Source organism: Actinomadura fulvescens, from assembly GCF_039533225.1.
Classification (GTDB): Bacteria; Actinomycetota; Actinomycetes; order Streptosporangiales; family Streptosporangiaceae; genus Spirillospora; species Spirillospora fulvescens.
The window spans coordinates 268,910-294,916 of record NZ_BAAATD010000003.1; the positions used below are offsets into that span (position 1 = coordinate 268,910).

Genomic DNA, 26,007 nt, shown 5'->3' on the forward strand with positions numbered 1-26,007 from the left:
CCCTGAATTGGGTATCGGGCCGGTCGAAACCGTAGGCTCGGTATATGACCACCCCCGACGCGTCGTCGGCCGACGAGAGCCCGTCCGAGCGGTACGCCGCCTATCGAAGGCGTACCGCCGGCAACGGGCCGGCACTCCTGGACTTCCAGACCCTCTACGACTTCGGCCTGGACAAGTTCCAGCTGGAGGCGTGCCGTGCCCTGGAGGGCGGCAGCGGGGTGCTGGTCGCGGCGCCCACCGGCTCGGGCAAGACCGTGGTGGGGGAGTTCGCCGTCCACCTGGCCCTGACGGGCGGGCAGAAGTGCTTCTACACCACGCCGATCAAGGCACTGTCGAACCAGAAGTACGCCGACCTGGTCAAACGCTACGGCCCTGAGAAGGTGGGGCTGCTCACCGGCGACAACAGCGTCAACGGCGAGGCCCCGATCGTCGTGATGACCACCGAGGTGCTCCGCAACATGCTGTACGCGGGGTCGCAGACCCTGGCCGGGCTGGCGTTCGTGGTCATGGACGAGGTGCACTACCTGGCCGACCGGTTCCGCGGGGCGGTCTGGGAAGAAGTGATCATCCACGTTCCCGACTCGGTGCGGATCGTGGCCCTGTCGGCGACCGTCAGCAACGCCGAGGAGTTCGGCGAGTGGCTGCAGGAGGTGCGCGGCGACACCGCCGTGATCGTCGACGAGCACCGGCCGGTGCCGCTATTCCAGCACATGCTGGTCGGTACCCGCCTCTACGACCTGTTCGTCGACACCGGGAAGGGCCGCGACCGGCAGGCCAAGGTCAATCCGGAGCTGCGCCGGATCGCGCTCGACGAGGTCCGCCGCAACAAGATCAACCAGGGTCGCCGCACCGGACGGCGCCGCACCGCGCGGCCGGAGCGGTACCGCCCGCCCGCGCGTTCGGACGTGATCGAACGGCTCGACCGCGCCGGGCTGCTGCCGGCCATCACGTTCATCTTCAGCCGGGCCGGGTGCGACGCCGCCGTCATGCAGTGCCTGTACGCGGGCGTGCGGCTGACCTCCCGGGAGGAGGCCGAGGAGATCCGCGCCCACGCCGAGCTGCGGACCGCCGACATCGCTCCCGATGATCTGCGCATCCTCGGCTTCGACGACTTCCTGGCCGGCCTCGAACGCGGCGTCGCCGCCCACCACGCCGGGATGCTCCCGACGTTCAAGGAGATCGTCGAGGAGCTGTTCACCCGGGGACTGATCCGGGCGGTGTTCGCCACCGAGACGCTGGCGCTGGGCATCAACATGCCGGCCCGCACCGTGGTGATCGAGAAGCTCGACAAGTGGAACGGCGAGGCCCATGTCGACCTGACGCCGGGGGAGTACACGCAGCTCACCGGGCGCGCCGGCCGCCGCGGGATCGACGTCGAGGGCCACGCCGTCGTCCTGTGGAACCCCAGCGTCGACCCCGGCTCGGTGGCGGGCCTGGCCAGCACCCGCACCTACCCGCTCAACTCCAGCTTCCAGCCGTCCTACAACATGGCCGTCAACCTGGTCGGCGCGGTCGGCATCGAGCGTGCCCGCACCCTGCTGGAGGAGTCGTTCGCCCAGTTCCAGGCCGACCGCGCCGTCGTCGGCCTGGCCCGGCAGGTCCACAAGAACGAGGAGGCGCTGGAGGGCTACGCCAAGGCCGCCACGTGCCACCTGGGCGACTTCATGGAGTACGCGGCGCTGCGCCGCAGGCTGTCGGACCGCGAGGCCGAGCTGGCCCGCGAGCGGTCCTCCGAGCGGCGGGCCGAGGCCGCCCGGTCGCTGGAGCACCTGCGGCCGGGCGACGTCATCCTGGTGCCCAGCGGCCGCCGGTCCGGCGTCGCGGTGGTGCTGGACCCCGGTATCGGCAAACGTTCCGACGGGCCCGCCCCGCTCGTGCTCACCATCAACCGGTCGGTGCAGCGGCTGTCGATCCTGGACTTCCCGCGCCCGGTCGAGCCGATCGAGCGCATCCGCATCCCCAAGTCGTTCAGCCCGCGCAACCCGCAGGCGCGCCGCGACCTGGCCTCCACGCTGCGCAACAAGCTTCCCGAGGACGTGCAGGAGCGCGGGCGCGGCGGCGGCCGGGGCGAGTCCAAGGCCACCGACGACGCCGAGATCACGCGGCTGCGCGCCGAGCTGCGGCAGCACCCGGTGCACGGCTGCGACGAACGCGAGGACCACGCGCGCTGGGCCGAACGGTACTTCCGGTTGCAGCGTGAGACCGAGCAGCTGCGCCGCCGTGTCGAGGGCCGCTCGCAGGTCATCGCGCGCACGTTCGACCGGGTGTGCGCGGTGCTGCAGCAGCTCGGCTACCTCGACGGCGACACGGTGACCGACGAGGGCCGCCGCCTCGGCCGCATCTACAACGAGCTGGACCTGCTGACGGCCGAGAGCCTGCGCGCCGGGCTCTGGGAGCGGCTCGACCACGCCGAGCTGGCGGCCTGCGTCTCGGCCCTGGTGTACGAGTCGCGGCAGCCCGACGACGCGGCGCCGCCCAAGACGCCCGCCGGCGCGGCGCAGAACGCGCTGGCCGCCATGGTGCGGCTGTGGGGTGAGCTCGACGCCATCGAGAAGGACAACCGCGTGTCGTTCCTGCGTGAGCCCGACCTCGGATTCGCCTGGACCGCCTACCGGTGGGCCAAGGGTCACGACCTCGACGAGGTGCTGCTGGAGACCGGCATGACCGCGGGTGACTTCGTGCGCGCGGTCAAGCAGCTCCTGGACCTGCTGGGGCAGGTCACCGACGCGGCGCCGGAGAACGGCCACATCCGCAAGACCGCCCGCAAGGCCATGGACGCGATGCGGCGCGGTGTCGTCGCCTACTCCTCGGTGACCTGATTCCTCCCCGAGCGCATGGGCGCCCTCATTCGGGAAAGGGGCGCTCATGGAGGTGGATGACATGGCCGAGGGATCGACGGTGATCGGGGTGCTCGTCCTGGTCGCCGGGCTGGCCGTCCTGGTGCTGGCCGCCCTGTTCTATCTGGGGCGCCGCGACCCACGCCGCTGACGCCGCCGGGCGCCTGACGCCGCCGGGTGCCGACGCGGCCGGGTGCCGACGCGGCCGGGTTCCTGACGCGGCCGCGTGCCGCGCCGGGAGGTTAGGGTTGCCTGACCGCGATCCGTGACGGCGCGGCACCGAGCATGAGAGGCAGAGCCCGTGAGCGAGACCGACCCCTTCACCGCCGACGTGGTGGCGCAGATCATGCGGCACATGAACGAGGACCACGCCGGTGACTCGCGGATGATCGTCCAGGCGCTGGGCGGCCGGCCGGACGCCGAGTCGGCGCTGATGAGCGGGATGGACGCCGAGGGGATCGACTTCGTCGCCGTGGTCGGGGGAGCGGAGGTGCCGGTGCGGATCGCGTGGAGCGAGCGGCTGACCGAGCGGATCCAGGTGCGCCGCGAGGTGGTCCGGATGTCGGACGAGGCGCGCGGGATCCTCGGGATGGCCCCGCGCGACGGCCGCTGAGCCGTCCTGGTGTTTCCGACGACGTGTCGGTAAAGTAGCCGACATGGCGTCGGAAACGTGGACGGCGACCCCTTCCGTTCGGAGTTAGGTGAGGCTAACCTAACTCTCGATCGGGTCGTGTGGACGAGCGAAGGGGATGTGCATGGGAGCGGTCGAGGCCGGCCAGGAGTTCTCGGTGGCGTTGCGTACCGCGACCTGGGGCGACCACGGGGACAACGAGGGTTCGTCGTACATGAGCGCCCTGGTCGAGGGGCGGCTCGGACGGGCCGAGTACGCGCCGCTGGTGGCGCAGCTCTACCACGTGTACGACCTGCTGGAGCAGGCCGCCGACCGGATGGCCGATGATCCCGTGGCCGCCGCGTTCGACTTCGGCGATCTGCGCCGGCGCACGGCCCTGCAGGCCGATCTCGCCTTCTTCTACGGGCCTGACTGGGCCGAACGGATCGTCCCCAACGAGGCCACCCGGCGTTATTGCGACCGCGTGGGAGAGGTCTGCTTCGACTGGGCGGGGGGTTTCGTCGCCCATCACTACACGCGGTACCTCGGCGACCTCTCCGGCGGCCAGTACATCGCCCGCCAGGTGGAGCGTTCTCTCGGCATCGACGCCGGGGACGACGGGGTGCGGTTCTACCGCTTCCCGGGCAAGCCCAAGGGCTACAAGGACCGTTACCGTGCCCTGCTCGACGCCGCGCCCTGGGACGAGCGCGAACGCGCCCGGATCATCGCCGAGGTGAAGCTCGCGTACCGCCTGAACGCCGAGGTCACCGCCGAGCTGAGCCGCGAGCTGCACATCGAGCCCGCCGCCTGACCAGCGCCGCCTGACCAGCGCCGCCCGACCAGGACCCCTGACTGGGACCGCCTGACCAGGACCTTGACCGCGGCTCCGGCTGGCCGGAACCCGGCCCGGGTTTGAAAGGCCGTTTTCCGGACATCCCGCCTATGCGTTCGGGGGATACGCCTTATCAGGAGGTCACCATGCTCGCGATCGTCGCGGCGATCGTCTTCGGTATCGCCCTGCTCCTCGACCTGGCCGACTACGCGTCGGACGCTCTCAACTACCAGACCCTCATCGTGGTGGGCCTGCTGCTGCTCGCCCTCCACATGGCGGGAGTCGGCACCTCCACCGGCTGGCGCGGCCGCTCCTGGTCGCGCACCCGCAGGCGGTGACGCCGCGCCGTCAGGCCGCCGGGACGAACCGGACCTGACGGCGGACGGGGTCGGACTCCACCAGGCGGACCCGCACGGGATCGCCCAGCGGCAGTCCGTCCCCGTCACAGCGCGCCAGCACGGCCGGGCTCAGCAACTGGACGAGGCCGCCCGAGCCGTTCCCCGACACGTCCACCACCACCGCGTCGAACACCTCGCCCACGTGGTCGCGCAGCAGGAGCGCCTCGACGAGGTCGACGCAGGCGCGGTCGACCGACGCGCCGCGCTGCAGGCTCCGCCGCATGAGGTCGGGCAGCCCCGGCAGCGCGGACCGCACCCAGCCGGGGATCTCGCCGCCCGCCGTCAGCGCCAGGCAGATCTCGGTGGCGTAGCGGTCGGCCAGGCGGCGCAGCGGCGCGGTGACATGCGCGTAGGGCGCGGCGACGGCCGCGTGTTCCAGTGCCGCCGCGTCCGGCCCGGTCTCCTTCGGTCCGGTGCCGTCGAAGGCGGTGTAGCCGGCGCCGCGCATCAGCCCGACCGCCTCGTGCAGGAACGCCGCGTGCCGGGAGTCGGACGGGTCCAGACCGCGGACGACCTCGCCGTACGAGCGGCCGTCCGGCCAGCCGATGCCGAGCGCCGTCGCGGACCGGCGCAGCCGGGCGACCGCCTCGGCCGGCGGCGGCGGCATCGTGCGCAGCAGCCCGATCCCGCCGTCCAGCATGAGCCGGGCCGCCGCCCGGCCGGTGAGCAGCGAGATCTGCGCGTTCCACGCCTCGCTCGGCAGCCCGCCGCGGAACGCAAGCCCCCAGCCGCCGTCCCGCCGGACGACCTCCTGTTCGGGCAGCGGAAGGCTGACGCCGCCCCGTTCGGCCTCCGCCCGCAGCAGCAGCGTGCCGATCTCGGCGAGCAGCGCGAGGCGCGGGTCGGCGGCGGCGTCACGCTGCGCGCCCGCGTAGTCGAGGCGCTCGCCGCTGGTCACCAGCCGCCGCGCGACGTCCACAGCGGTGATCTCCCCGTCGCCGCCGAGGTCGATCGTCCATACGACGGCGGGACGCCGCTGACCGGGCAGGAGGCTGGCCGCCCCTTCCGACAGCTCCGACGGATGCAGCGGCACCCTGGCGTCGGGCAGGTAGAGCGTGACGCCGCGGGCGTGCGACTCGGTGTCGACGGCGCCGCCCGGCCGGACGAACGAGACGACGTCGGCGATGGCGTAGTGCACGCGGTAGCCCTCCGCGCGCCGTTCCAGGTGCATGGCCTGGTCGAGATCCATCGACCCTGGCGGGTCCAGGGTGAAGAACGGCAGCTCCGAGACGTCCGGCGCTGGCTCGGGCGAGTGCCGCGCCGCCCGGACCGCCTCGGCCGTGACCGCCGCCGGGAAGGCGCCGGGCACCGCGAACTCCTCCCGGATGCGGCCCAGGCCGGCGCGGACCTCGCTGTCGGCCTCCTCGGTACGGAGGCGTATCGACCGTTGGGGCACGCCACGAGCGTAGAGGGGCGGCCCGGCAACGGCGGGCAAAGGACACCGGTGCCGCGGGCAAATCCGGCCGGAGTCCTCCTCGGTGGCCGTCAACGCGTGCCCGACGCGGCCGGGGTGTGCGCGAACTCCCGCAGCCCCCGCAGATCGACCACGGTGATGCGGCGCCATCCGGTGCGTACCAGCCCGTTGCCGCGCAGGTCGCTCAGCGCGCGGGCGACGGTCTCGCGGGAGGCGTCCATCCAGCTGCCCAGCTCTTCCTGCGACAGCGGCGGCGCGATGTCGATGCTGCCGTCGCGGCTGGGCGGGCACCGTTTGGCCGACAGCTCGGCGAGGTCGGCCAGCAGGAGCGCGAGCCGCTGGGTGCCCTTGGCGGACACGTGTGCCTGCAGGCGCCGGTCGGCGTCGTCCTGGCGCCGGACCAGGGTGCTGCTGACCAGCATCCACACGCGGGGATGGGCGTCCAGGAACGCGGTGAAGCGGGCGGCGGGGATCACCAGCGCCGACAGCGGGCTGAGGGCGGTGACGGTCGCCGACCGGCGGCGGCTGCCCAGCACGGCGCTCTCGCAGACCAGGTCGCCGGGGCCGCGGACGGCCAGGACGACGTCGTGCCCGTCCTCGGTGGCCGAGGTGACCTTGGCCCAGCCGTCGTTGATGATGATGATGTGGTCCGATTCCTCGCCCTGGTAGCACAGCGGGGATCGGGCGGCGTAGCCGCGCGGGCGGGCCACCTGGCGCAGCGCGGTGCGCTGGGGGTCGTCCAGGGCGTTCCAGAAGCCGTCCCAGGCGGAGTGGGCGTTGTCGTGTGCGGCGGCGGCGGGCGGGGTACCGCGCGGCGGGGAGTTCCTTTCGGTCACCAGGGGTCCGTTTTCTGAGCGCTCCGGCGACGGAGGCTCGCGGGTCGGGATGGAGTCCATTCCAGTGGACAATCGGGCGAGGGGGTCTGGCAAGGCCGTGCGCGCCATTGCGCGGGGTCAGATGGACCACATCGGGGGCGGTTATGCGGCCGAATACCCGGAAGCCGGGCATTTTGTGGAGCCGGCACCCGCGACAGCCGGGGGGAGTGGGGCGGTGAGGCCCAGCGCCGCGGGTACCGGCCGTTCACGGGGCGGACGCGCGGGCGCCGGGCGGCGGCATGTCCATGACCCTCCAGCGGCGGTGCGGTCGTCCTGCTCACCCGTCCAGCAAAACCCGCCACTGATCACGATGTTGCGCCCGTGGGGACACCTAGTCTGCGTCACCTGACACAGTGGGCGGCCCCCGCCTGCCGGCAGGCCGGCCCGAGCCTGCCGCGGGACCGGCCGGGCGCGCCCCGCGGTCAGGAGCTGAGGGCGTTGAGCAGCCGGTTCACCGGGCTCTCCAGGCCCCAGCGGTCGGCGAGCTCGACCAGCGCCTCGGGGTCGCGCGGCGTGCCGGGCAGCGTGTCGTCGAGCTCGCGCAGCTCGGGGGAGGCGATGTCGGTGACGACCCGGACCACGGTCTCGGCGGCGGTGAGGTAGTCGCGGGCGCTCTCCAGCCGCTTGCGGGCGCCGGCCGGGAAACCCTCGACGGTGCCGGACTCCAGGGCGGCGACGACCCCCTCGATCGAGCCGAAACGGGTGATCAGCGCGGCGGCGGTCTTGTCGCCGATGCCCGGTACGCCCGGCAGCCCGTCGCTGGGGTCGCCGCGCAGCGTCGCGTAGTCGGCGTAGCCGCGGCCGGGGATGCCGTACTTGCCGGCGACCTCCTTCTCGCCCATGATCTGGAGGTTGCGGATGCCGCGGGCGGTGTAGAGCACCAGGACCGGCCCGCGCTCGTCGACGAGCTGGAACAGGTCGCGGTCGCCGGTGACGATGTCGACCGGGCCGCGCTCGGCGCCGCGCACCGCGAGCGTGCCGATGACGTCGTCGGCCTCGTAGCCGGGCACGCCGATCCGCGCCAGCCCGACGGCGTCCAGCACCGCGTCGATGATGGGCAGCTGCGCCTCCAGCGGGTCGGGGGTCTGGTCACCGCCGTCCTCGGCCACCCGGTGCGCCTTGTAGGAGGGCAGCGCCGCGACGCGGAACGCCGGCCGCCAGTCGGCGTCCATGCAGCAGACCAGACGGTCGGGGGAGCGGTCCTGCACCAGCCGGGCGATCATGTCGATCAGCCCCCGGACCGCGTTGACGGGCGTCCCGTCCGGCGCCTTGATCGATTCGGGCACCCCGAAGAAGGCGCGGAAGTACAACGACGGCGTGTCCAGCAGCATGAGCCCGCTCATAGGCCTCATCGTGCCATGTCCTGCGCCTGGCCCGCGGCGGTCCCGCCCTGCGCGCCGGGGCCGCCGTGCCCGCCGGCCACCCGTGCCCGCCGTGCCCGCCGCCGGATCCGAGCCCGGCGTACGGGGACGCGGCGGCGCTTGTCATCCTGGTGCCTGGGATGCTGGTTCCCGTCCGAAGCGGAATGGAGACGGATGTGACGACGGAGTTGTATCCGCGTGAGCGGCTTTCACGTGTGCAGCAGGCGACGGCCGAGGCGGGGCTGGGCGCGCTGCTGCTGACACCGGGGCCCGATCTGCGGTACGTGACGGGCTACAACGCGCTGCCGCTGGAGCGGCTCACCTGCCTGGTGGTGCCTTCGTCGGGCGAGGCGTTCCTGGTGGTGCCCCGCCTTGAGCTGCCCGCGGCGCAGGAGTCGCCCGCCGGTGAGCTGGGCGTGGAGGTGGTGCCCTGGGACGAGACCGACGACCCCTACGCGCTGGTCGCCGGGCGGCTGCCGGGCTCGGTGGGCTCGGTGGGCCTGGCCGACCGGATGTGGGCGATGATGGCGCTGCGCTTCCGCGCCGCGCTGCCGGACGCCGAGCAGGTCCTCGCCGGGACGGTGCTGCGGGAGCTGCGCATGCGCAAGAGCCCCGCCGAGGTCGAGGCGCTGCGCGAGGCGGGCGCCGCGATCGACCGGGTGCACCGCCGCGTGCCGGAGCTCCTCAAGCCCGGCCGCACCGAACGCGAGGTGGGCCGCGACATCGCCGACGCCATCATCGCCGAGGGCCACGAGACGGTGGACTTCGTCATCGTCGGCTCCGGCCCGAACGGCGCCAACCCCCACGCGGAGCTGTCGGACCGCGTGATCCAGCCGGGCGAGCCGGTCGTGGTCGACATCGGCGGCACCATGCCCAGCGGCTACTGCTCCGACTCGACCCGCAACTACTGCATCGGGACCCCGCCGGACGACTACCTGGCGTACTACCGCGTGCTCCGGGAGGCGCAGCAGGCCTCCTGCGACGCGGTGAAGCCGGGTGTGACGCCCGAGGCCGTCGACGCCGCCGGACGCGACGTCATCGCCGCGGCCGGGTACGGCGAGTACTTCTTCCACCGCACCGGCCACGGCATCGGCCTGGAGAGCCACGAGGAGCCCTACATCGTCGCGGGCAACACCGAGCCGCTCGAACCCGGGATGGCGTTCTCGATCGAGCCCGGCGTCTACCCGGGGGCGCACGGCGCCCGGATCGAGGACATCGTGGTGTGCACCGAGGACGGCGCCGACCGGATGAACACCACCGACCGGGACGTGGTCATCGTCGGCTGACCCGGGCGCACCGGGCTCGGCGCGGGCACGGCGCGGGCAGGGAACGAGGGCGGATCCACGGCGGTCCGCCCTCGTCGCCGTTCGGCGGACGGACAGATAACGATCTCTGCACCAAATGTGTCAGTACGTGGTGTCCCGGTTGCGGCTCGGCCACGCTGCGATGTACGACGTAAATCCTTGTTCCGCCGGGGTCACGGACACATGTCCCCAGAGGTGCCGGACGAAGAGGAGACGCCGTGGCAGAGGTGGCGCTGACGGGCGTCGGGAAGGTCTATCCCGACGGGACCCGGGCCGTGACCGACCTGAATCTGGCCATCGCCGACGGGGAGTTCCTCGTCCTGGTCGGGCCGTCCGGATGCGGCAAGACGACCGCGCTGCGGATGGTGGCGGGACTGGAGGAGATCTCCGAGGGCGAGGTCACGATCGGCGACCGGGTGGTGAACCGGATCCCCTCCCGCGACCGCGACGTGGCGATGGTGTTCCAGAGCTACGCGCTCTACCCGCACCTGTCGGTGCGCGACAACATCGGCTTCGGCCTGTCGCTGCGCAAGCTGCCCAAGGCCGAGATCCGCGCCAAGGTCGACCGCGCCGCCGAGATCCTCGGCCTTACCGACCACCTGGGCCGCAAGCCCCGCAACCTGTCGGGCGGCCAGCGGCAGCGGGTCGCGATGGGCCGCGCGATCGTGCGCGAGCCCCAGGCGTTCCTGATGGACGAGCCGCTGTCCAACCTGGACGCCAAGCTCCGCGTCCAGATGCGCGCCGAGATCGCCCGCATCCAGCGCGACCTCGGCGTCACCACGATCTACGTCACCCACGACCAGACCGAGGCGATGACGCTCGGCGACCGGGTCGCGGTGATGAAGAAGGGAGAGCTCCAGCAGGTGGCACCGCCACAGGAGCTCTACGACCGGCCGGCCAACCTGTTCGTCGCCGGCTTCATCGGCTCACCGGCCATGAACCTGCTGCAGGGCACGCTGAACGCCGACGCGGAGAACCCGGGTCTGGCGGTCGGCGGCCAGCACCTCACGCTGCCGCGGGAGGTGCTGCGGGACCGCGAGGGCCTGCGCGCCTACCAGGGGCGCGAGGTCGTCGTCGGGATCCGTCCCGAGGACATGGAGGACGCCGAGCTCGCGGAGACCGCGGACGGGGCGCGCCTGCGCTCCACCGCGGAGCTCGTGGAGGCGATGGGCTCGGACGTCCTGGTGCACTTCGCGGTCGAGGCCGCTCAGGTCGTCACCGAGGACACCAAGGAGCTGGCACGGGACGCGGGCACCGACGTGCTCGGTTCGCTGGACGCTCCGCGCACCGACATGGTCGCGCGTTTCAGTCCGCGGACCCGGGTGAAGGTCGGCGACCCGCTCGACATCCATGTCGAGACCGGCCGTCTGCACTTTTTCGACCCCGAGAGCGGTGCCTCGATCTGGTGATCGGGCGCACCGTCGTCCAGGAAGGAAACGAATGCGCAGCAACCGTTTTGCCGTGATGCGGGGCACCGCCCTCGCGACCGGCCTGCTCATCGCCCTCGCGGGCTGCGGCGGTGACTCCGATGACAAGGGCGGTGACTCCGGCGGCCAGACGCTGAAGGGCGTCACGATCGAAGTGGCCGCCGTGTGGACCGGCGCCGAGGGCGCCGGCTTCAAAAAGGTGCTCGACGCCTTCTCCAAGAAGACCGGCGCGACTACGAGGCTGACCCCGACCGGCGACAACACCGCCACCTTCCTCCAGACCAAGATCCAGGGCGGTGCGCCGCCGGACGTGGCGATGCTCCCGCAGCAGGGCGTCATCGCCGAGTTCGCCAAGAAAGGCTGGATCAAGGAGCTCGGCCCTGAGGTCCAGGCCGCCGCCAAGCAGAACTTCAGCAAGGTCTGGCAGGACTTCGGCACCGCCGACGGCAAGATGTACGGCCTGTACTTCAAGGCCGGGAACAAGTCGCTGGTCTGGTACCGCACCAAGGCGTTCCAGGACGCCGGCGTGCAGCCGCCGGCCGACTGGGCCGGGTTCGTCAAGACCGTCCAAACGTTGTCGGACGCCGGCTCCACCCCGCTGGCGATCGCGGGCGGTGACGGCTGGACGCTCACCGACTGGTTCGAGAACGTCTACGCCTCGCAGGCCGGGGTGGAGAAGTACCGCCAGCTGTCCAAGCACGAGATCAAGTGGACCGATCCGTCGGTCAAGCAGGCGCTGAAGACCCTCGCCGAAATCTGGAGCAAGCCCAACTACATGGCCGGCGGCGCGGCCGGGGCCAACAGCCTGCTCATGGACAAGGCAGTCACCGACGTGTTCGGCAGCGAGCCCAAGGCCGCCATGCTGTCGGGCGCCGACGTTGTCTCGGCCAACATCTCCGAGACCAAGTCCAAGGTCGGAACCGACGCGCTCACCTTCCCGTTCCCCAAGACCGGGGCCAAGCCGCCGCTGGTCGGCGCCGGTGACGCCGCGGTCATGCTGAAGGACAACAAGGGCAGTCAGGAGTTCATGAAGTTCCTGGCCACGCCCGAGGCGGCGGCAGCCTGGGCCAAGGCGGGCGGCTACATCTCCCCCAACAAGGCCCTCGACCTTTCGAACTACCCCGACGACGTCCAGCGCGCCAGCGCCAAGGCCGTCATCGACGCGGGCGACGACTTCCTGTTCGACATGTCCGACCTCTACCCGGCGGCCTTCGGCGGCACCAAGGGCGCGGGCGAGTGGAAACGCCTTCAGGACTTCCTGAAGAACCCCTCTAGCGTGGACGCCACGGCGGCGGGGCTGGAGAGCGACGCCACCAAGGCACTGAAGAGCTGACGAGCATCACACCGACGGGACAACGGAGAACAAGAACATGACCGACTCCCCCGAGAGTCCGGCCGCGCCCGAGCCCTCGGGGGGTCGGCCGGAGAAGGCCTTGTCCCAGAAGGCGGAGCCTCGGCGCTCCGCGGAGGGCGGGCGGCTGGGCCCTGCGCCGTGGATGTCGGGAGGATTCCTCCTTCCGGCGCTGCTGGTGCTCGGACTGCTGGTGGTCTACCCGATCTTCTACACGGTGTGGCGGAGCCTGTACGACGGCTCCGGCGACAAGCTGGTGGGTCTCGGCAACTACGTCGACATGTTCACCCAGGACGTCACGATCGGCTGGGGCCCGACCACGGGCAAGTTGGTCGTGACGTTCCTGGTGCTGCTGGTCGCAGCGGGCACGATTTTCGCCGGCCACCTGGGCATCGTGGACTGGCGGCGCGCCCGGATCACTCTGGCGGCCTTGCCCATCGCCCTGATCGCGATGTGGGCTCTGCTGTCCACCGAGTCGCCGACGTATACGGCGTTCCGCAACAACCTCATCTGGGTCATCGCGGCGCCGTCCATCATCGTGGCGCTCGGGCTGATCTTCGCGGTGGTGACCGAGCGCATCCGCTGGGCGGTGGCGTTCAAGCTCATCGTGTTCATGCCGATGGCGATCTCGATGCTCGCCGCCGGCGTCATCTTCACGCTGGTGTACGACCGGGCACCCGAACGCGGCGTGCTGAACGCGGTCGCCGTCGGCGTGCACGACACGTTCAACGAGTCGTCGGCCTATCCGGGCGTGCGCCCGCGCGAGGCCGGGGGGCCGCTGAAGACCGAGAAGACCGGGGACGGCACCGCCTACGTCACCCGCGACCAGGTGCAGCCGGGCCAGACGGTGCTGCTGCCGCTGGTCGCGGTCAAGCCGGAGGTGCAGCGGACGCTGGGCGCCGCCAAGGCCGCCTCGGCGCGGCCGGGCACCATCACCGGCACGGTGTGGTCGGACTTCACCCCGGGCGCGGCGGCCAAGCCCAACCAGGTCGACCCGCCCGAGAAGGGCCTCGGCAAGATCAAGGTCGAGGCGGTCTCGGGCGGTAAGGTGACGGCGACCGCCACCTCGGCCGCCGACGGGACGTTCGCGTTCAAGGACCTTCCGGCCGGGTCGTACACGGTCCGGCTGGCCGCCTCCAACTTCGCCGAGCCCTACAACGGCATCGACTGGCTGGGGTCGGGCCTGGTCACCGCGTCCATCATCGGCGCCTACATCTGGATGTGGGCGGGTTTCGCGATGGTGCTGATCGGCGCGGGCCTGGCCGCGATCCCGCGCGACGCCCTGGAGGCCGCGCGCGTCGACGGCGCCACCGAGCTGCAGGTGTTCTGGCGGGTGACGATGCCGCTGCTGGCTCCCGTGCTGGTGGTCGTGCTGGTCACCCTCGTCATCAACGTGCTGAAGGTGTTCGACCTCGTCTACATCATCGCGCCGGGCGCGACCCAGCAGGACGCCAACGTGCTGGCGCTGCAGATGTACCTCAAGTCGTTCACCGGCGAGGGGGCCGACCAGGGCATGGGCAGCGCGATCGCGGTCGTGCTGTTCCTCCTGGTGCTGCCCGCGATGATCTTCAACATCCGCCGATTCCGCCGGGAGCAGGCATGACGACCGACAGCGCGAAGCCGGACGACGGCGCCAAGCCGGGCGGCGGCGCGACGAGCGCGGACCCGGCGGGCAAGGGCGTGGCGACCGGGGGAGCGGCGGCCGAGGTCCCGGCGGCCACGGCCCCTGGCACGACCCCGGCCACCGGCAAAGGCCCGGGGGCCAGGGGAGTGGCGGGCGCGCCGCGGCGGAGCGTGGCCTCGCGGATCGTGAACCGGCTGGGCGGCGGCGCCGTGCAGGCCGGCCTGATCCTGGTCGGGTTCGTCTGGCTGGTGCCGACGATCGGCCTGTTCATCGCCTCGCTGCGCGACCAGGCGTCCAACACCGAGAGCGGCTGGTGGAAGGCCTTCACCAAGCCGACGGAGCTGACGCTGCGCAACTACAAGGACGTCATGTCCAACGACGACATGACGACCGGGTTCGTGAACACGGTCCTCATCACGGTGCCGACGACCGTCCTGGTGGTGGTGATCGCGGCGCTGGCGGCGTACGCGTTCGCGTGGATCGAGTTCCCGGGGCGCGACTGGCTGTTCCTCGGCGTCGTCGGGCTGCTGGTGGTGCCGATCCAGGTCGGCCTCATCCCGATCGCCTCGCTCTACGGCAAGATCGAGGTCGGCGGCTTCAAGATGTTCGGGTCGATCCCGGGCGTGGTGCTGTTCCACGTCGCCTACGGCCTGCCGTTCGCGATCTTCCTGCTGCGCAACTACTTCGCCGCCATCCCGCGGGACCTGCTGGAGGCGGCGCGGATGGACGGCGGCACCGAGTGGACGATCTTCCGGCGGGTGATCTTCCCGCTGGGCGGGCCGGCGATCGCGTCGCTGGGCATCTTCCAGTTCCTGTGGGTGTGGAACGACATGCTGATCGCGCTGATCTTCGCCAACCGGGACTCGCAGCCGCTGACGGTGGCGATCCAGCAGCAGGTCCGGCAGTTCGGCTCCAACATCGACATCATCGCGCCGGGGGCGTTCCTGTCGCTGGTGGTGCCGCTGATCGTGTTCTTCGCCTTCCAGCGCTACTTCGTCCAGGGCGTCCTGGCCGGGTCGGTGAAGTAACGACATGTGGCACTAAATGTGACGCGTATCACGTTTCCCACAGGCTGTGGACCGGCCTGTGGGAAACGTGATGTCACGACTTCAGCCAGTGACCGCGTCGCCTGCGGCCTCGGCCGCCGGCGTGGCGGGGTGGCCGATCGCCAGGCCGCTGGCCGGGTCGAAGAAGTGCAGGCGGCGGGTGTCGACGGCCAGCTCGATGTCCTGGCCGGGACGCACGTGGGACCGCGCGTTCACGCGCGCCGTCCACAGCGCCTTGTTCTCGATCAGCGGGATCGTCATGTCGGCCTCGCCCTCGGCCGCGTCCTCGGCGAGGTCGACGGTGTCCTTGTGCTCGACCGGCGGCGCGTCGATGGTGAAGATGACGTTGATCTCGCTGCCGAGCTCCTCGGTGACGCTGCTGCGGGCGGCGAGCGGCGCCCAGTCGGGCTTGGCGTGCGCGGCGTCCTCGAAGTCCGACGGGCGGATGCCGAGGATGATGCTCTTGCCGATGTAGCCGTCCAGGCCGGGCTTGTCGGCCAGCAGCGCGTCCGGGACCGGCAGGGTGTAGCCGGCGAAGGAGACCTGCGCGCCGCCGTCACCGCGGCCCAGCTCGGCGGACACGAAGTTCATGGCCGGGGAGCCGATGAAGCCCGCGACGAACAGGTTGACCGGGTTGTCGAACAGGCGCTGCGGGGTGTCGACCTGCTGCAGCCGGCCCTCGCGCAGCACGCAGACCCGGTCGCCCAGCGTCATGGCCTCGACCTGGTCGTGCGTGACGTACACGGTGGTGACGCCGAGGCGCTCGTGCAGCTGGCTCAGCGAGGCGCGCATCGACACGCGCAGCTTGGCGTCCAGGTTGGACAGCGGCTCGTCCATCAGGAACGCCTGCGGCTGGCGCACGATCGCGCGGCCCATCGCGACCCGCTGGCGCTGGCCGCCCGACAGCGCGGCGGGCTTGCGCGACAGGTACGGCTCCAGGCCGAGCATCTTGGCCGCCTCGAGGACCTTCTGCTTGATCTCGGACTTGGGGATGCCGCGCAGCTTGAGGCCGAACGCGAGGTTCTGCTCGACCGTCATGTGCGGGTAGAGGGCGTAGTTCTGGAAGACCATCGCGATGTCGCGGTCCTTGGGCGCGAGGTCGTTGACGACCTGGTCGCCGATCGAGATCTTCCCGCCGCTGATCTCCTCCAGTCCGGCGATCATCCGCAGCGCGGTCGACTTGCCGCAGCCGGAAGGGCCGACCAGCACCATGAACTCACCGTCGCGGATCTCCAGGTCCAGGGAGTCCACGGCCTTGACGCCGCCCGAATAGATCTTGTCGATCTCGTCCAGCACGATCTTGGCCATCGGTTGCCTCTCGCTCGCCCGCGCGGCCGCGCGCGGGCCCCCCGATCACCGGCCGCCACCGGAATCGGATGGAAACGTTTCCAACCCACTCGGTTGAGCAGGCCCTATTCGTATGCACCGGATTAAACCTTATGGAAACGTTTCCATGGCAAGCCCTTGGATCATGAAATACTGACAGCCACGCCCGCGAGCGGAGCGTCAGTGCGGAACGCGGCGCCGGGGCGGCGCCGGCGACGGCGTGGCCGGGAAGGGATGAGGCCGATGGCGGGCACCACCGAGCGGGGCGAGGCCGGGGAGCGCGGTCCGGGACGCCGGGCGGGCCGCCCGGCGACGATCAAGGACGTGGCCGCGGCGGCGGGGGTGGGGATCGCGACGGTGTCGCGGGTCTTCTCGGGCGGTTCGGTCAGCGCGGACACCCGGGCGCGGGTGCTGGCCGCGGCCGGGGAGCTCGACTACCGGCCGAGCGCGGTGGGGCGGAGCCTCAAGCTCCAGCGGACGGGCGGGATCGGGCTGATCGTCCCCGATGTGACCGACCCCTTCTGCGCGGACCTGATCGCCGGTGTGCTGGACTGCGCGCGGACGTTCGGCGAGCACGTCCTGCTGGACGCGGCGCACGGCGACGCCGCACGGGAGGCCGCGATCGCCGACCGGATGATGGAGCAGCGCGTCGACGGGATCATCGCCGTGCCCGAGGGGGCTCCGGCGGCGTGGCGTTCGGTGGTCGCCGCCGGGGCGCGGGTCGTCTCGGTCGACCGCGTGCTCGCGGGGGCGCCGGAGATCCTCACGGTGCTGATCGACGACCGGGCCGGGGTGCGGGCCCTGGTGGAGTATCTGGTGGGCCTCGGCCACCGGCGGATCGCGTTCCTCGGGGCGGGAGCGCCGGCGGTCGCGCGGGAGAGGGCCTTCCGCGACACGCTCGCGCAGCTGGGCGTCGCGGTCGACGAGGATCTGGTGGTCGCGGCCAGGCCCGAGCGCGACAGCGCCTACGCCGCGGCGGCCGGGCTGCTGCAACGGCAGGCCGGCGCGTCGGCCGTGCTGGCCGCCGGGCACCTGATCGGGGAGGCCGCCGTGCTGGTGGCGCGCGAGCTGGACCTGCGGGTGCCCGCGGACGTGTCGATCGCCATGGTCGGGGACGTGTCGTGGGCCGAGCTGTGCGACCCGCCGCTGACCGCGGTGGCGCGGCCGGGCCACGACGCCGGGTACCGGGCCTGCGAGCTGCTGCTCAGGGATCGTGCGCGGGCCGTCGGCGGGCCGGTGCTGCTTCCCACCGAACTGGTGATCCGCGGCAGCTGCGGACCGCCGCGCCGGAGCTGAGTGCCGATCTGTGACCGCGATCCGGTCGGCACCGTGGTCTCCGGCAGGCTAGATTCTCCGCGTGGAGGAGATCGATCGTCAGATCATGACACTGCTGGCCGACGACGGGCGGATGAGCTTCACCGACCTCGCCAAAGAGACCGGCCTGTCGGTGTCCGCCGTGCACCAGCGGGTGCGCAGGCTGCAGAAACGCGGCATCGTCCGGGGATTCACCGCGCAGCTCGACCACGAGCAGATCGGGCTGCCGATGACCGCGTTCGTGTCGATCAAACCGATCGACCCGGCCGCCGCTGACGACGCCCCCGACCGGCTCTCGCACCTGACCGCGATCGAGGCGTGCCACTCGGTGGCGGGCGAGGAGAGCTACATCCTCAAGGTGCGGGTCGCGACGCCGAACGAGCTGGAGGACCTGCTGCAGAAGATCCGGGCCGCGGCCAACGTCGCCACCCGGACCACGGTCGTCCTCAGCACCCCCTGGGAGGGCCGCCGGCCCCCGATCTAACGCGGCGCGAAGGCCTCCAGCGCCTCGCCGGCGAGCCGCACGGCCTCCCGCGGGTCGGCGCGCGGATCGAAGTTCAGGTCGACGAACAGCTCGGTGACGCCCTGCCGCGCGATGGCGGCGAGGTCGGCGCGGATCTCGTCGTGGGTGCCGGTGAGCGGCCGCCGGCCCGCGGCGCCGCCGGGACGGACCTGGACGGCGGCGCGGCACACGAAGCGCAGCGCGCCCGCGTCGCGCCCGGCCTTCTCGGCGGCGTCGCGGACGATGCCGATCGAACGGCCGAGATCGGCCGGGTCGGCGCGGCTGGAGCTGACCCAGCCGGCCGCCAGCCGCCCGGCGCGGCGCAGCGCGGGCTCGGACGCGCCGCCCAGCAGGATCGGCGGTTCGGGCGACTGGAGCGGCGCGGGGTCCATCCGTACCGGCGGGAAGTCGTAGAACTCGCCGTGGAATTCGCCGGTCTCGTCGTGCCAGAGCGCGCGCAGCGCCGCCAGGAACTCCTCGGCGCGGGCGCCGCGCCGTTCGTACGGCACGCCCGACACGGCGAACTCCTCGCGCATCCAGCCGAGGCCGAGACCGAGGTCCAGGCGCCCGCCGGTGACGTGGTCGAGGGTCGCGGCCTGCTTGGCCAGCAGCGCGGGGGAGTAGAACGGCAGGTTGACGACGGCCACGCCGAGCCTGACGGTGCGGGTGAAGCCCGCCAGGTAGGCGAGCGTGACGAACGGGTCGGGCACGTTGCGGTAGGTGTCGTCGCCGGAGGAGGCGGGGTTGACGAGCCGTTGCAGCGTCCACAGCGAGTGGTAGCCGAGCCGCTCGGCCCGCTGGGCGATCTCGACCTGGTTGGCGGGGGTGGCCCACGCCCCCGCCACCGGTACGGCGAACCCGATCTGCATGCCTTCTCCCTCGCCCCGCACCTTACAACGTCAAGGCGCCTGGTCATGATCGTACCGGAGGCCGCCAGGGCGGGCCGAACGCGGCCCGTACGACCTGGTGGGCGGCCGGCGCTGCACCCAGCAGGTCCAGGCCCAGGAGCGTGGCGCCGAGCACCGGCGGGTCGTCGGCGACGACCAGGCGTGCGCGCGGCGCCCGTGCCGCGTAGTGCCGTTCGATGGTGTCCATGAGGATCGGGCGGCGGGCGGTGAGCACGCCTCCGCCGAGCACCACCTCGGCTGGGGAGCCGAGCAGGTCGAGCCTGCGCAGTGCCGTGACGCCGAGGAGCATGATCTCTTCGCCCAGCCGGTCGGTGAGCCCGCGCGCCACCCGGTCGCCTGCCTCGGCCGTGTCGAGCAGCACCGGGGCCAGCGACGTCAGCCGTTCCCACGCGATGTCGCCGCGGTGCACGCCGAGGCCGACGTCCTCGGCGCGGGCCAGCCCGAAGTGCGCCGCCACCGCCGCGGTGAGGGCCGTGCGCGGCCCGCGCCCGTCCTCGCCGCGCACGGCGTGCCACAACGCCTCGGCGCCGAGGTCGGAGCCGCCGCCCCAGTCGCCGGTGATCCGCCCGAGTGAGGGGAACCGGGCGGTGCGCCCGTCCGGGCCGACGCCCAGGCAGTTGATGCCCGCGCCGCACACGATCGCGACGCCCCAGCCCATCGCCGAGCCGGTGCGCAGGAGCGCGAACGTGTCGTTGGCGACGCGGACGTGCCGCGCCGTGCCGCGGGCGGCCAGGGCCTTCTCCAGCCGCTCCTCCTCCTCGGGGAAGTCGGCCCCGGCCAGGAACGCGGCGACCTGGTCGGCCGTGCCGCGTCCCGCGCGGGCGAGGGCGTCGGCGATGAGGCCGCTCAGCATCGTGACGGCACCGTCGACGCCGTGCGCCTGGGGCCGGAACCCCGGGCCGCGGACGGCCGCGAGCAGCTCGCCGCCGTCCGACACCACGGCGACGTCGGTCTTGCTGTTGCCGCCGTCGACCGCCACCAGTGTGCGGCTCATCCGTTCGCCGCCCAGGGCAGGTGGGCCCGGCCTTCGCTGATCAGTTCGCGGGCGAGCCGTTCGGCCGCCTCGGCCTGCCCCACCAGCGGGTGGGCCAGCAGGGCGTCGGTCACGCGGTCGGCGCCGCCCCGCAGCGCCGCGTCGACGGCGAGCTGCTCGTAGGCCGAGACGTGCGCGATCAGGCCGGCCAGCAGCGGCCCGACGGGCGGGACCGGGAGCGGCGCCGCGCCGGCGGCGGTGATCCAGGCGGGGACCTCGATGACGGCCTCCGGCGGCAGGAACGGCAGCGTCCCCTCGTTGCGCACGTTGACCACCTGCACGCCCTGGGACTGGCCGAGCAGGGCGCCCAGCAGGTCGGCGGCGGCCTCGGAGTAGTGCGCCCCGCCGCGTTCGGCCAGCAGCGCGGGCTTGGTGTCGAGCGCGGGATCGGCGTACAGCTCCATCAGCCGCCGTTCGATCGCCGCGACCCGCGCGGCGCGGGCCGGCGCGGCGCGCTGCTCGCCGACGACGCGGTCGTGCTCGTAGTAGTAGCGCAGGTAGTAGGAGGGGACGGCGCCGAGCCGCCGGATCAGCGCGGCGGGCAGCGTGGTGTTGGCGGCGAGCGCGTCGAGGTGCTCGTCCAGGAGCCGGGGGAGGACGTCGGTGCCGTCGAGCCGGACCGTGCGTTCCCAGGTGAGGTGGTTGAGGCCGACGTGCCCGAGGCTGAGCCGCCCGGGCTCGACCCCCAGCAGGCCGGCGAAACGGCGCTGGAAGGTGATCGCGACGTTGCAGAGGCCGATGGCGCGGTGGCCGGCGTCCAGCAGCGCGCGGGTGACGATGCCGACCGGGTTGGTGAAGTCGACGATCCACGCGTCCGGCGCGCGCCGCCGCACCCGCTCGGCCAGCTCCAGCACCACGGGGACGGTGCGCAGCGCCTTGGCCAGCCCGCCCGCCCCGGTGGTCTCCTGCCCGACGCATCCGCAGGCCAGCGGGAACGTCTCGTCGCTGAGCCGCGCCGCCTGCCCGCCGACCCGCAGCTGCACGAGCACGGCGGCGGCGCCGTCGAGCGCGCCGTCCAGGCCCGCGCCCGCGTCGGAGACCGTGCGCACGGTCACCGGGCGGCCCGCGCGGGCGAGCATCCGGGCGGCGAGCCCGCCGACCACCGCGAGCCGGTCCGCGGCGGGGTCGACGAGCACGAGCTCCTCGACCGGCAGGGTCCCGGCACGCCGCGCGATCCCTTCGACCAGCTCGGGGGTGTAGGTCGAACCCCCGCCGATGACGGCCAGCTTCACCCTTTCACTCCTGTCAGTGTCACGCCCTGGATGAACACCCGCTGGGCGAGGAAGAACACCACGATCACCGGTAGCACGGTCAGCAGCGTCGCCGCCATCGTCAGGTTCCACTCCACGTTGTGCGCGGCGCGGAACGTGGCGATGCCGACGGCCAGCGGCCGGTGGTCGGGGTCGGCGTACACCAGCGGCCCGAAGTAGTCGTTCCAGCAGTAGAAGAACTGGAACAGCGCCACCGCGGCGATGGCGGGCCGCGCCATCGGCAGGACCACGCGGATCATCGCGGCGAACTCGCCGCAGCCGTCCACCCGGGCCGCGTCGGCGTAGTCCTTGGGGATCGTCACCAGGAACTGCCGGAGCAGGAAGATGGAGTAGGCGTCGCCGAACAGCAGCGGGATGATCAGCGGCCAGAGCGTGCCGGTCAGCTCGAACCGCGCCCACACGATGTACATCGGGACGACCACGACCTGCGGCGGCAGCATCATCGTCGTGATGACCAGCACGAGCGCGAGCCGGCGCCCGCGGAACCTGAACCGCGCGAGCGCGTACGCCACGGGCACGCTCGACACCAGCATGAACACCGTCCCGACTCCGGCGTACAGCAGGGTGTTGCCAAGCCACCGCAGCATCTCGGCCGACATGACGTCGGCGAAGTTGCCCCACGCCCACTCCGAGGGCCACAGCGCGCCGCTCAGTGCCTGCTCGTCGGTCATCACGGCGGTGAGGAACATGAACGTCACCGGCGCCAGGAACATGAGCGCCAGCGCGATGGCGATGGCGTGCGTGGCGATCCAGTAGAGGGTCCGCCGGCCGCGCGTTCCGCCCGCGGCGCGGCGCCGCGCCGGCCTGCCTCCGGTGGCGCCGGAGGACGCGGCCAGGCCCGGCTCGGCCCGGTAGGGGGAGGTGACGTCGGTCATCCGGACCCCTCCTCGTCGGTGAAGGCGTGGAACTGGCGCAGCAGCACGAGCGTGAACGCCATCGAGACCGCCAGCAGCAGCAGCGCCAGCACGCAGGCGTAGCCCATGTTGAACTGCCGGAATCCTTCGTCGTAGAGCCACTGAGGGAACGTCAGCGTCGACCCGTCCGGGTAGCCGGGGACGGTCGTGGTGCCGGGCTGGTCGGCCTGCCCGGCGGCGACCTTGGCCGCGACCATCGCCTGCGTGAAGTACTGGAGGGTCTGGATCACCCCGGTGACGGCGGCGAACAGCAGCACCGGGGAGATGGTGGGCAGCGTGATGTGCCGGAAACGCTGCCAGGGTCCGGCGCCGTCGATGGCGGACGCCTCGTACAGCTGCCGCGGCACGTCCAGCAGCGCCGCCAGCAGGATGATCATCACGTCGCCGACCGCCCACAGGCCGAGCAGGGTGAGCCCCGGCTTGCTCCATCCCGGCTCGTTGAACCAGTCGGGCATCGGGATGCCGAGCCCGCCCGCGATCTGCTCGACCGGCCCGGTGCCGGGGTTGAGCAGGAACACGAACGCCACCGTCGCCGCCACCGGCGGTACCAGGTAGGGCAGGTAGACGATCGACCGCAGCACGCTTCCGCCGGCCTTGAGCTGGGTGAGCAGCTGCGCGGCGCCGAGCCCGAACAGCACCCGCAGCGGCACCATGACCACCACGAGCCACAGGGTGTTGCGCATCGACTGCCAGGCGTCCTCGTCCTGCAGGAGGAAGCGGTAGTTGGTCAGCCCGACGTACTCCAGCGAGAACAGGTCGTAGCGGGTGAACGAGAAGTACACCGTGGCCAGCAGCGGGTAGCCGAAGAAGAGGCCGGACCCGATCAGCCAGGGCGACAGGAACGCCAGCACCCGCAGCCGGTGGCGGCGGCGCGCGCGGGGCGCCGCCACCGGCCGGCGTGTGCGGTGCCCGCGACCCGGCCGCCGCGCGGACAGGGCGGTCATGTCAGCCGCCGGACAGGTCGAGGGCCTTGTTTATCTTGCCGTCGAGGTCGCGCAGGCCCTGGTCGAGGTCGGGGACCTTGCCGGTCTCCCACTGGTCCTGGACGAACTTCTGGAACTGCACCATGTAGTCGCCGCCGTTGGGGCTGGACGGGCTGGTGCTGGTCGCCGGGTGCCGGAAGACGTCCATGAACGTCGTGAACTGCGGCGGCAGCTTGAGGTCGGGCGAGGCGAGCGCTGCGCGGGTGCTCGGCACGTTGCCCAGCGCGTTGGCCAGCGTCACCACGGCCTGCGTGTCGGTGGTGAGGTACTTGACCAGTGCCCAGGCGGCCTCGGGGTGCTTGGCGCCGCGCGGGATGCCCATGATGGTGCCGAGGGTGAAGCCGCTGCCGTACTGGGCCTTGCGGTCGTCGGCGACGGGCGGCGGGGCGGTCCCGTAGTCGAGCGCGGGCGCCTCCTTCTCGATGAACTTGGTGCGCCACTCGCCGTCGACGGCCATGGCGACCTTGCCCTTCTGGAAGGGGTTGGACGCCTCGAACTCCTGGCCCATCGACCGCATGAACCTGCGCGCGTTCTGCAGGCCGTACCAGTCGAGCAGGTCCTTGGACCATCTCAGGTAGGCCTTGAACGCCGGGTCCCTGGAGAAGTTGGCCCTGCCGTCGTCGCCGAGCCACTTCACGCCGAAGCTGGGGGCGATGTGCTGCGGCGTGTGCTCGTAGTACTGGGTCGAGGGCATGAAGCCGGCGACCTTGATGGTGCCGTCGGGGTCGCGGACGGTGAGCTTCTTGGCGAGCGCGGCCAGCTCGCTCATCGTCGTGGGCGGCTTCTCGCCCTTCATCAGCTTCTTGTTGTAGTAGAGGCCGTAGGCGTCGGCGAGCAGCGGCAGCGCGCACCGCTTGCCCTTGAACTGCGTGTACTCCTGGACGGCCTTGGGGAAGATGCCGAGGTCGAGCTTGTCCTTCTGGATGCGCGGGGTCAGCTCCTGCCACGCGCCGCTCTGGCAGAACTGGCCGAGGTTGTCGGTGGTGAACGAGGAGGCCACGTCCGGCGGCTTGCCGCCGCGGATGGCGTTGGTGATCTGCTCGTCGGTCTGGTTGCCGGTGATCTTGACGGTGATGTTGGGATGGGCGCGGCGGAACCCGGCGACGGCGTCCTGGAACGCCTTGACCTCGTGGTCGGCGCTCCAGCCGTGCCAGACCTCGATCGTCTGCGGGGCGTCGGCCCCGGGTCCGTCGTCCTTGCCGTCGCCGCCCGCCGTGCAGGCCGGGGCCGCGGCGAGGGCGAGGACGGCGGCCAGGGCCACGGCGCGGGGTGCGGGCCGGGATGGGGGGTGGATGCGCACTCCGGTTCCTCCTTAGGGGAGGGCGGCAGGGGGGACCGCCCGGATCAGGGAGTGGTGCTGGAGAAGGTCTCCTCGCGGGCGTCGCCGAGCGCCAGGTGCAGGGCGCCCGCCAGGACGGGGTTGCCCTGGACCGAGCTGAGCCGGACCGGCGGCCTGGGGATGGTCATGGTGTGCAGCTCGCGCTCGACGAGCGTGCGCAGCGGCTCGCCGCCCGACCGCAGCACGTCGCCGGTGAGGACGATGAGCTGCGGGTCCAGGACGGCGACGACGGTCGCGAGGGTGGCGCCGAGGCGGGTGGCCAGCTCGGTGAGCGCGGCGCCCGCCTCCGGTGAGCCGGTGGCGGCGGCGCGGCCGACGGCGGTCGCGGCGTCGCGTCCCCGGAAGCCGTGGGCCCGCATCAGCTTGAGCACGGCGGCGCCGCCGGTGAGGCTGTGCACGCCGCCGGTGTGGGTGCGCCTGACGTCGCGCCGGAGCGGCGCGCCCGCGACGGGCATGTAGCCGATCTCGCCCGCGCCGCCGGTCGCCCCGCGGTGCAGCGCGCCGCCGAGCACGACCGCCATGCCGACGCCCTCGGCGACCCACAGCAGCACGAAGTCGCGGGCGTCGCCCGCCTGCCCGGCCGACAGCTCGGCGAGCGCCGACAGGTTGACGTCGTTCTCGATCGAGACCGGCGGGCCGAGCGCGTCGGTGAGGCGCTTGCCGAGGTCGGGGACGTGCCAGCCGGGGATGTGCGCGGCGTAGCCGAGCCTGCCGGTGGTGGGGTCGACCGCGCCGCCGATGCCGACGACCACGCGCCGCAGCCGGTCGCGGGGTATCGCGGGCCGCGCGGCGCCGACGGCGGCGTCGAGCGCGGCGCGGACCCGTGCCACCGCGTCCACCCCCGAACGCGCCGGTGTGGGCAGCGTGTGCTCGCCCGCGACCGCCCCGGTCAGGTCGGCCACGACGGCGCGGATGCGGGCCGGGGTCACGTCCAGGCCGGCGACGTAGGCCGCGGCCGGGTTGATGCGGTAGAGCTCGGCGGTGCGGCCGGGCAGCCCCTCGCGGATGCCGTCCTGGACGACCAGGCCCGCCTCGACCAGGCGGGCCAGCAGCTGCGACGCGGTGGGCTTGGAGATGCCGGTCAGGCTCGACAGCTGCGGCCGGGTGAGCGGTCCGCGGGCCAGCAGCACCTCGAGCGCCGCGCGGTCGTTGATGGCCCGCATCAGGCTCGGCCTGCCAGGGGTGGGTGCCGTCAAGGGATCGCCTCCGCCCGCGCCGGAACCGCAGAGTTAGGAAAGTTTCCTAACTTGGAAGTGAACGTAAGGATCCCCGCGTGATCCGTCAAGGCCCCATTTCAGGCGGGCGGCGCGGGTGGAGCGGGCGGGCCGGGCGGGCCGG

At 72.3% G+C, this 26,007-nt stretch carries 23 protein-coding genes; 12 read left to right on the forward strand and 11 right to left on the reverse strand.

All coding sequences use genetic code 11. The features are described from left to right. Positions 1-44: 44 nt before the first annotated feature. From ABD333_RS13185 to ABD333_RS13205, 5 genes are all read left to right on the forward strand, one after another. Complete coding sequence (locus ABD333_RS13185) at positions 45-2,819, forward strand: DEAD/DEAH box helicase (RefSeq protein ID WP_344540831.1); 2,775 nt, start codon at positions 45-47, stop codon at positions 2,817-2,819. 46 nt (positions 2,820-2,865) lie between these two features. Beyond that, the gene (locus tag ABD333_RS13190) at positions 2,866-2,988 is read left to right on the forward strand and encodes a hypothetical protein (protein ID WP_344540833.1); all 123 of its coding nucleotides are present in this window, start codon (positions 2,866-2,868) and stop codon (positions 2,986-2,988) included. Positions 2,989-3,138: 150 nt separating this feature from the next. Beyond that, entirely contained in the window at positions 3,139-3,450 is a 312-nt protein-coding gene (locus ABD333_RS13195; protein ID WP_344540834.1) for a DUF2470 domain-containing protein, read from the forward strand. Between the two features lie 142 nt (positions 3,451-3,592). Further along, positions 3,593-4,258, forward strand: coding sequence for a biliverdin-producing heme oxygenase (locus tag ABD333_RS13200; protein WP_344540835.1), 666 nt, complete (start codon positions 3,593-3,595; stop codon positions 4,256-4,258). Between the two features lie 167 nt (positions 4,259-4,425). Next, on the forward strand, positions 4,426-4,617 hold the full coding sequence (locus ABD333_RS13205) for a hypothetical protein (RefSeq protein WP_344540836.1): 192 nt from the start codon (positions 4,426-4,428) through the stop codon (positions 4,615-4,617). 10 nt (positions 4,618-4,627) lie between these two features. On the opposite strand, the gene ABD333_RS13210 is transcribed toward ABD333_RS13205, so the two are convergent. The 3 genes from ABD333_RS13210 to ABD333_RS13220 form a co-directional block, all read right to left on the reverse strand. Continuing rightward, on the reverse strand, positions 4,628-6,073 hold the full coding sequence (locus ABD333_RS13210) for an RNB domain-containing ribonuclease (protein WP_344540837.1): 1,446 nt from the start codon (positions 6,071-6,073) through the stop codon (positions 4,628-4,630). Between the two features lie 89 nt (positions 6,074-6,162). Next, positions 6,163-6,927 carry a Crp/Fnr family transcriptional regulator gene (locus ABD333_RS13215; RefSeq protein ID WP_344540838.1) on the reverse strand — a complete coding sequence of 255 codons (765 nt, stop codon included), beginning with the start codon at positions 6,925-6,927 and terminating at the stop codon, positions 6,163-6,165. A gap of 461 nt (positions 6,928-7,388) precedes the next feature. Next, positions 7,389-8,309 (reverse strand): 5'-3' exonuclease, encoded by a 921-nt coding sequence (locus ABD333_RS13220; protein WP_344540839.1) that lies wholly within the window; start codon positions 8,307-8,309, stop codon positions 7,389-7,391. Between the two features lie 194 nt (positions 8,310-8,503). Here ABD333_RS13220 and ABD333_RS13225 point away from each other — a divergent pair, with 194 nt between their 5' ends. The 5 genes from ABD333_RS13225 (at position 8,504) to ABD333_RS13245 (ending at position 15,061) form a co-directional block, all read left to right on the forward strand. Then, the gene (locus ABD333_RS13225) at positions 8,504-9,613 is read left to right on the forward strand and encodes a M24 family metallopeptidase (protein ID WP_410558204.1); all 1,110 of its coding nucleotides are present in this window, start codon (positions 8,504-8,506) and stop codon (positions 9,611-9,613) included. Positions 9,614-9,849: 236 nt separating this feature from the next. Next, entirely contained in the window at positions 9,850-11,040 is a 1,191-nt protein-coding gene (locus ABD333_RS13230; RefSeq protein ID WP_344540841.1) for an ABC transporter ATP-binding protein, read from the forward strand. Positions 11,041-11,071: 31 nt separating this feature from the next. Continuing rightward, entirely contained in the window at positions 11,072-12,391 is a 1,320-nt protein-coding gene (locus ABD333_RS13235) for an ABC transporter substrate-binding protein (protein ID WP_344540842.1), read from the forward strand. Between the two features lie 37 nt (positions 12,392-12,428). Further along, positions 12,429-14,012 carry an ABC transporter permease subunit gene (locus tag ABD333_RS13240; RefSeq protein WP_344540844.1) on the forward strand — a complete coding sequence of 528 codons (1,584 nt, stop codon included), beginning with the start codon at positions 12,429-12,431 and terminating at the stop codon, positions 14,010-14,012. After that, positions 14,009-15,061: a carbohydrate ABC transporter permease gene (locus ABD333_RS13245; protein ID WP_344540846.1), complete on the forward strand. Its 1,053-nt coding sequence runs from the start codon at positions 14,009-14,011 to the stop codon at positions 15,059-15,061. Before ABD333_RS13240 ends, ABD333_RS13245 begins: the two co-directional genes overlap by 4 nt. A gap of 81 nt (positions 15,062-15,142) precedes the next feature. Here the strand turns inward: ABD333_RS13245 and ABD333_RS13250 are convergent, their stop codons facing one another. After that, a complete protein-coding gene (locus ABD333_RS13250) occupies positions 15,143-16,387 on the reverse strand; it encodes an ABC transporter ATP-binding protein (RefSeq protein WP_344540848.1) in 1,245 nt (414 codons plus the stop codon). A gap of 261 nt (positions 16,388-16,648) precedes the next feature. Between ABD333_RS13250 and ABD333_RS13255 the strand changes: the two genes are divergently transcribed. Both ABD333_RS13255 and ABD333_RS13260 read left to right on the forward strand, forming a co-directional pair. Beyond that, the gene (locus ABD333_RS13255; protein ID WP_344540850.1) at positions 16,649-17,701 is read left to right on the forward strand and encodes a LacI family DNA-binding transcriptional regulator; all 1,053 of its coding nucleotides are present in this window, start codon (positions 16,649-16,651) and stop codon (positions 17,699-17,701) included. Positions 17,702-17,762: 61 nt separating this feature from the next. Continuing rightward, complete coding sequence (locus ABD333_RS13260; RefSeq protein WP_344540852.1) at positions 17,763-18,203, forward strand: Lrp/AsnC family transcriptional regulator; 441 nt, start codon at positions 17,763-17,765, stop codon at positions 18,201-18,203. Here the strand turns inward: ABD333_RS13260 and ABD333_RS13265 are convergent. From ABD333_RS13265 to ABD333_RS13295, 7 genes are read right to left on the reverse strand one after another with little or no spacing between them, the layout of a single operon-like run. Continuing rightward, on the reverse strand, positions 18,200-19,090 hold the full coding sequence (locus ABD333_RS13265; RefSeq protein WP_344540854.1) for a TIGR03619 family F420-dependent LLM class oxidoreductase: 891 nt from the start codon (positions 19,088-19,090) through the stop codon (positions 18,200-18,202). The genes ABD333_RS13260 and ABD333_RS13265 overlap by 4 nt on opposite strands. 43 nt (positions 19,091-19,133) lie before the next feature. After that, positions 19,134-20,123 (reverse strand): N-acetylglucosamine kinase, encoded by a 990-nt coding sequence (locus ABD333_RS13270; protein WP_344540856.1) that lies wholly within the window; start codon positions 20,121-20,123, stop codon positions 19,134-19,136. Then, on the reverse strand, positions 20,120-21,394 hold the full coding sequence (locus ABD333_RS13275; protein ID WP_344540858.1) for a family 4 glycosyl hydrolase: 1,275 nt from the start codon (positions 21,392-21,394) through the stop codon (positions 20,120-20,122). The genes ABD333_RS13270 and ABD333_RS13275 overlap by 4 nt, the downstream gene beginning before the upstream one ends. Further along, entirely contained in the window at positions 21,391-22,308 is a 918-nt protein-coding gene (locus ABD333_RS13280) for a carbohydrate ABC transporter permease (RefSeq protein ID WP_344540860.1), read from the reverse strand. Before ABD333_RS13280 ends, ABD333_RS13275 begins: the two co-directional genes overlap by 4 nt. Then, complete coding sequence (locus ABD333_RS13285; RefSeq protein ID WP_344540861.1) at positions 22,305-23,291, reverse strand: carbohydrate ABC transporter permease; 987 nt, start codon at positions 23,289-23,291, stop codon at positions 22,305-22,307. The genes ABD333_RS13280 and ABD333_RS13285 overlap by 4 nt, the downstream gene beginning before the upstream one ends. 1 nt (position 23,292) lies before the next feature. Beyond that, positions 23,293-24,630: an ABC transporter substrate-binding protein gene (locus ABD333_RS13290; protein WP_344540862.1), complete on the reverse strand. Its 1,338-nt coding sequence runs from the start codon at positions 24,628-24,630 to the stop codon at positions 23,293-23,295. A 44-nt stretch (positions 24,631-24,674) separates the two neighbouring features. After that, entirely contained in the window at positions 24,675-25,865 is a 1,191-nt protein-coding gene (locus ABD333_RS13295) for an ROK family transcriptional regulator (protein ID WP_344540864.1), read from the reverse strand. Positions 25,866-26,007: the final 142 nt, after the last annotated feature.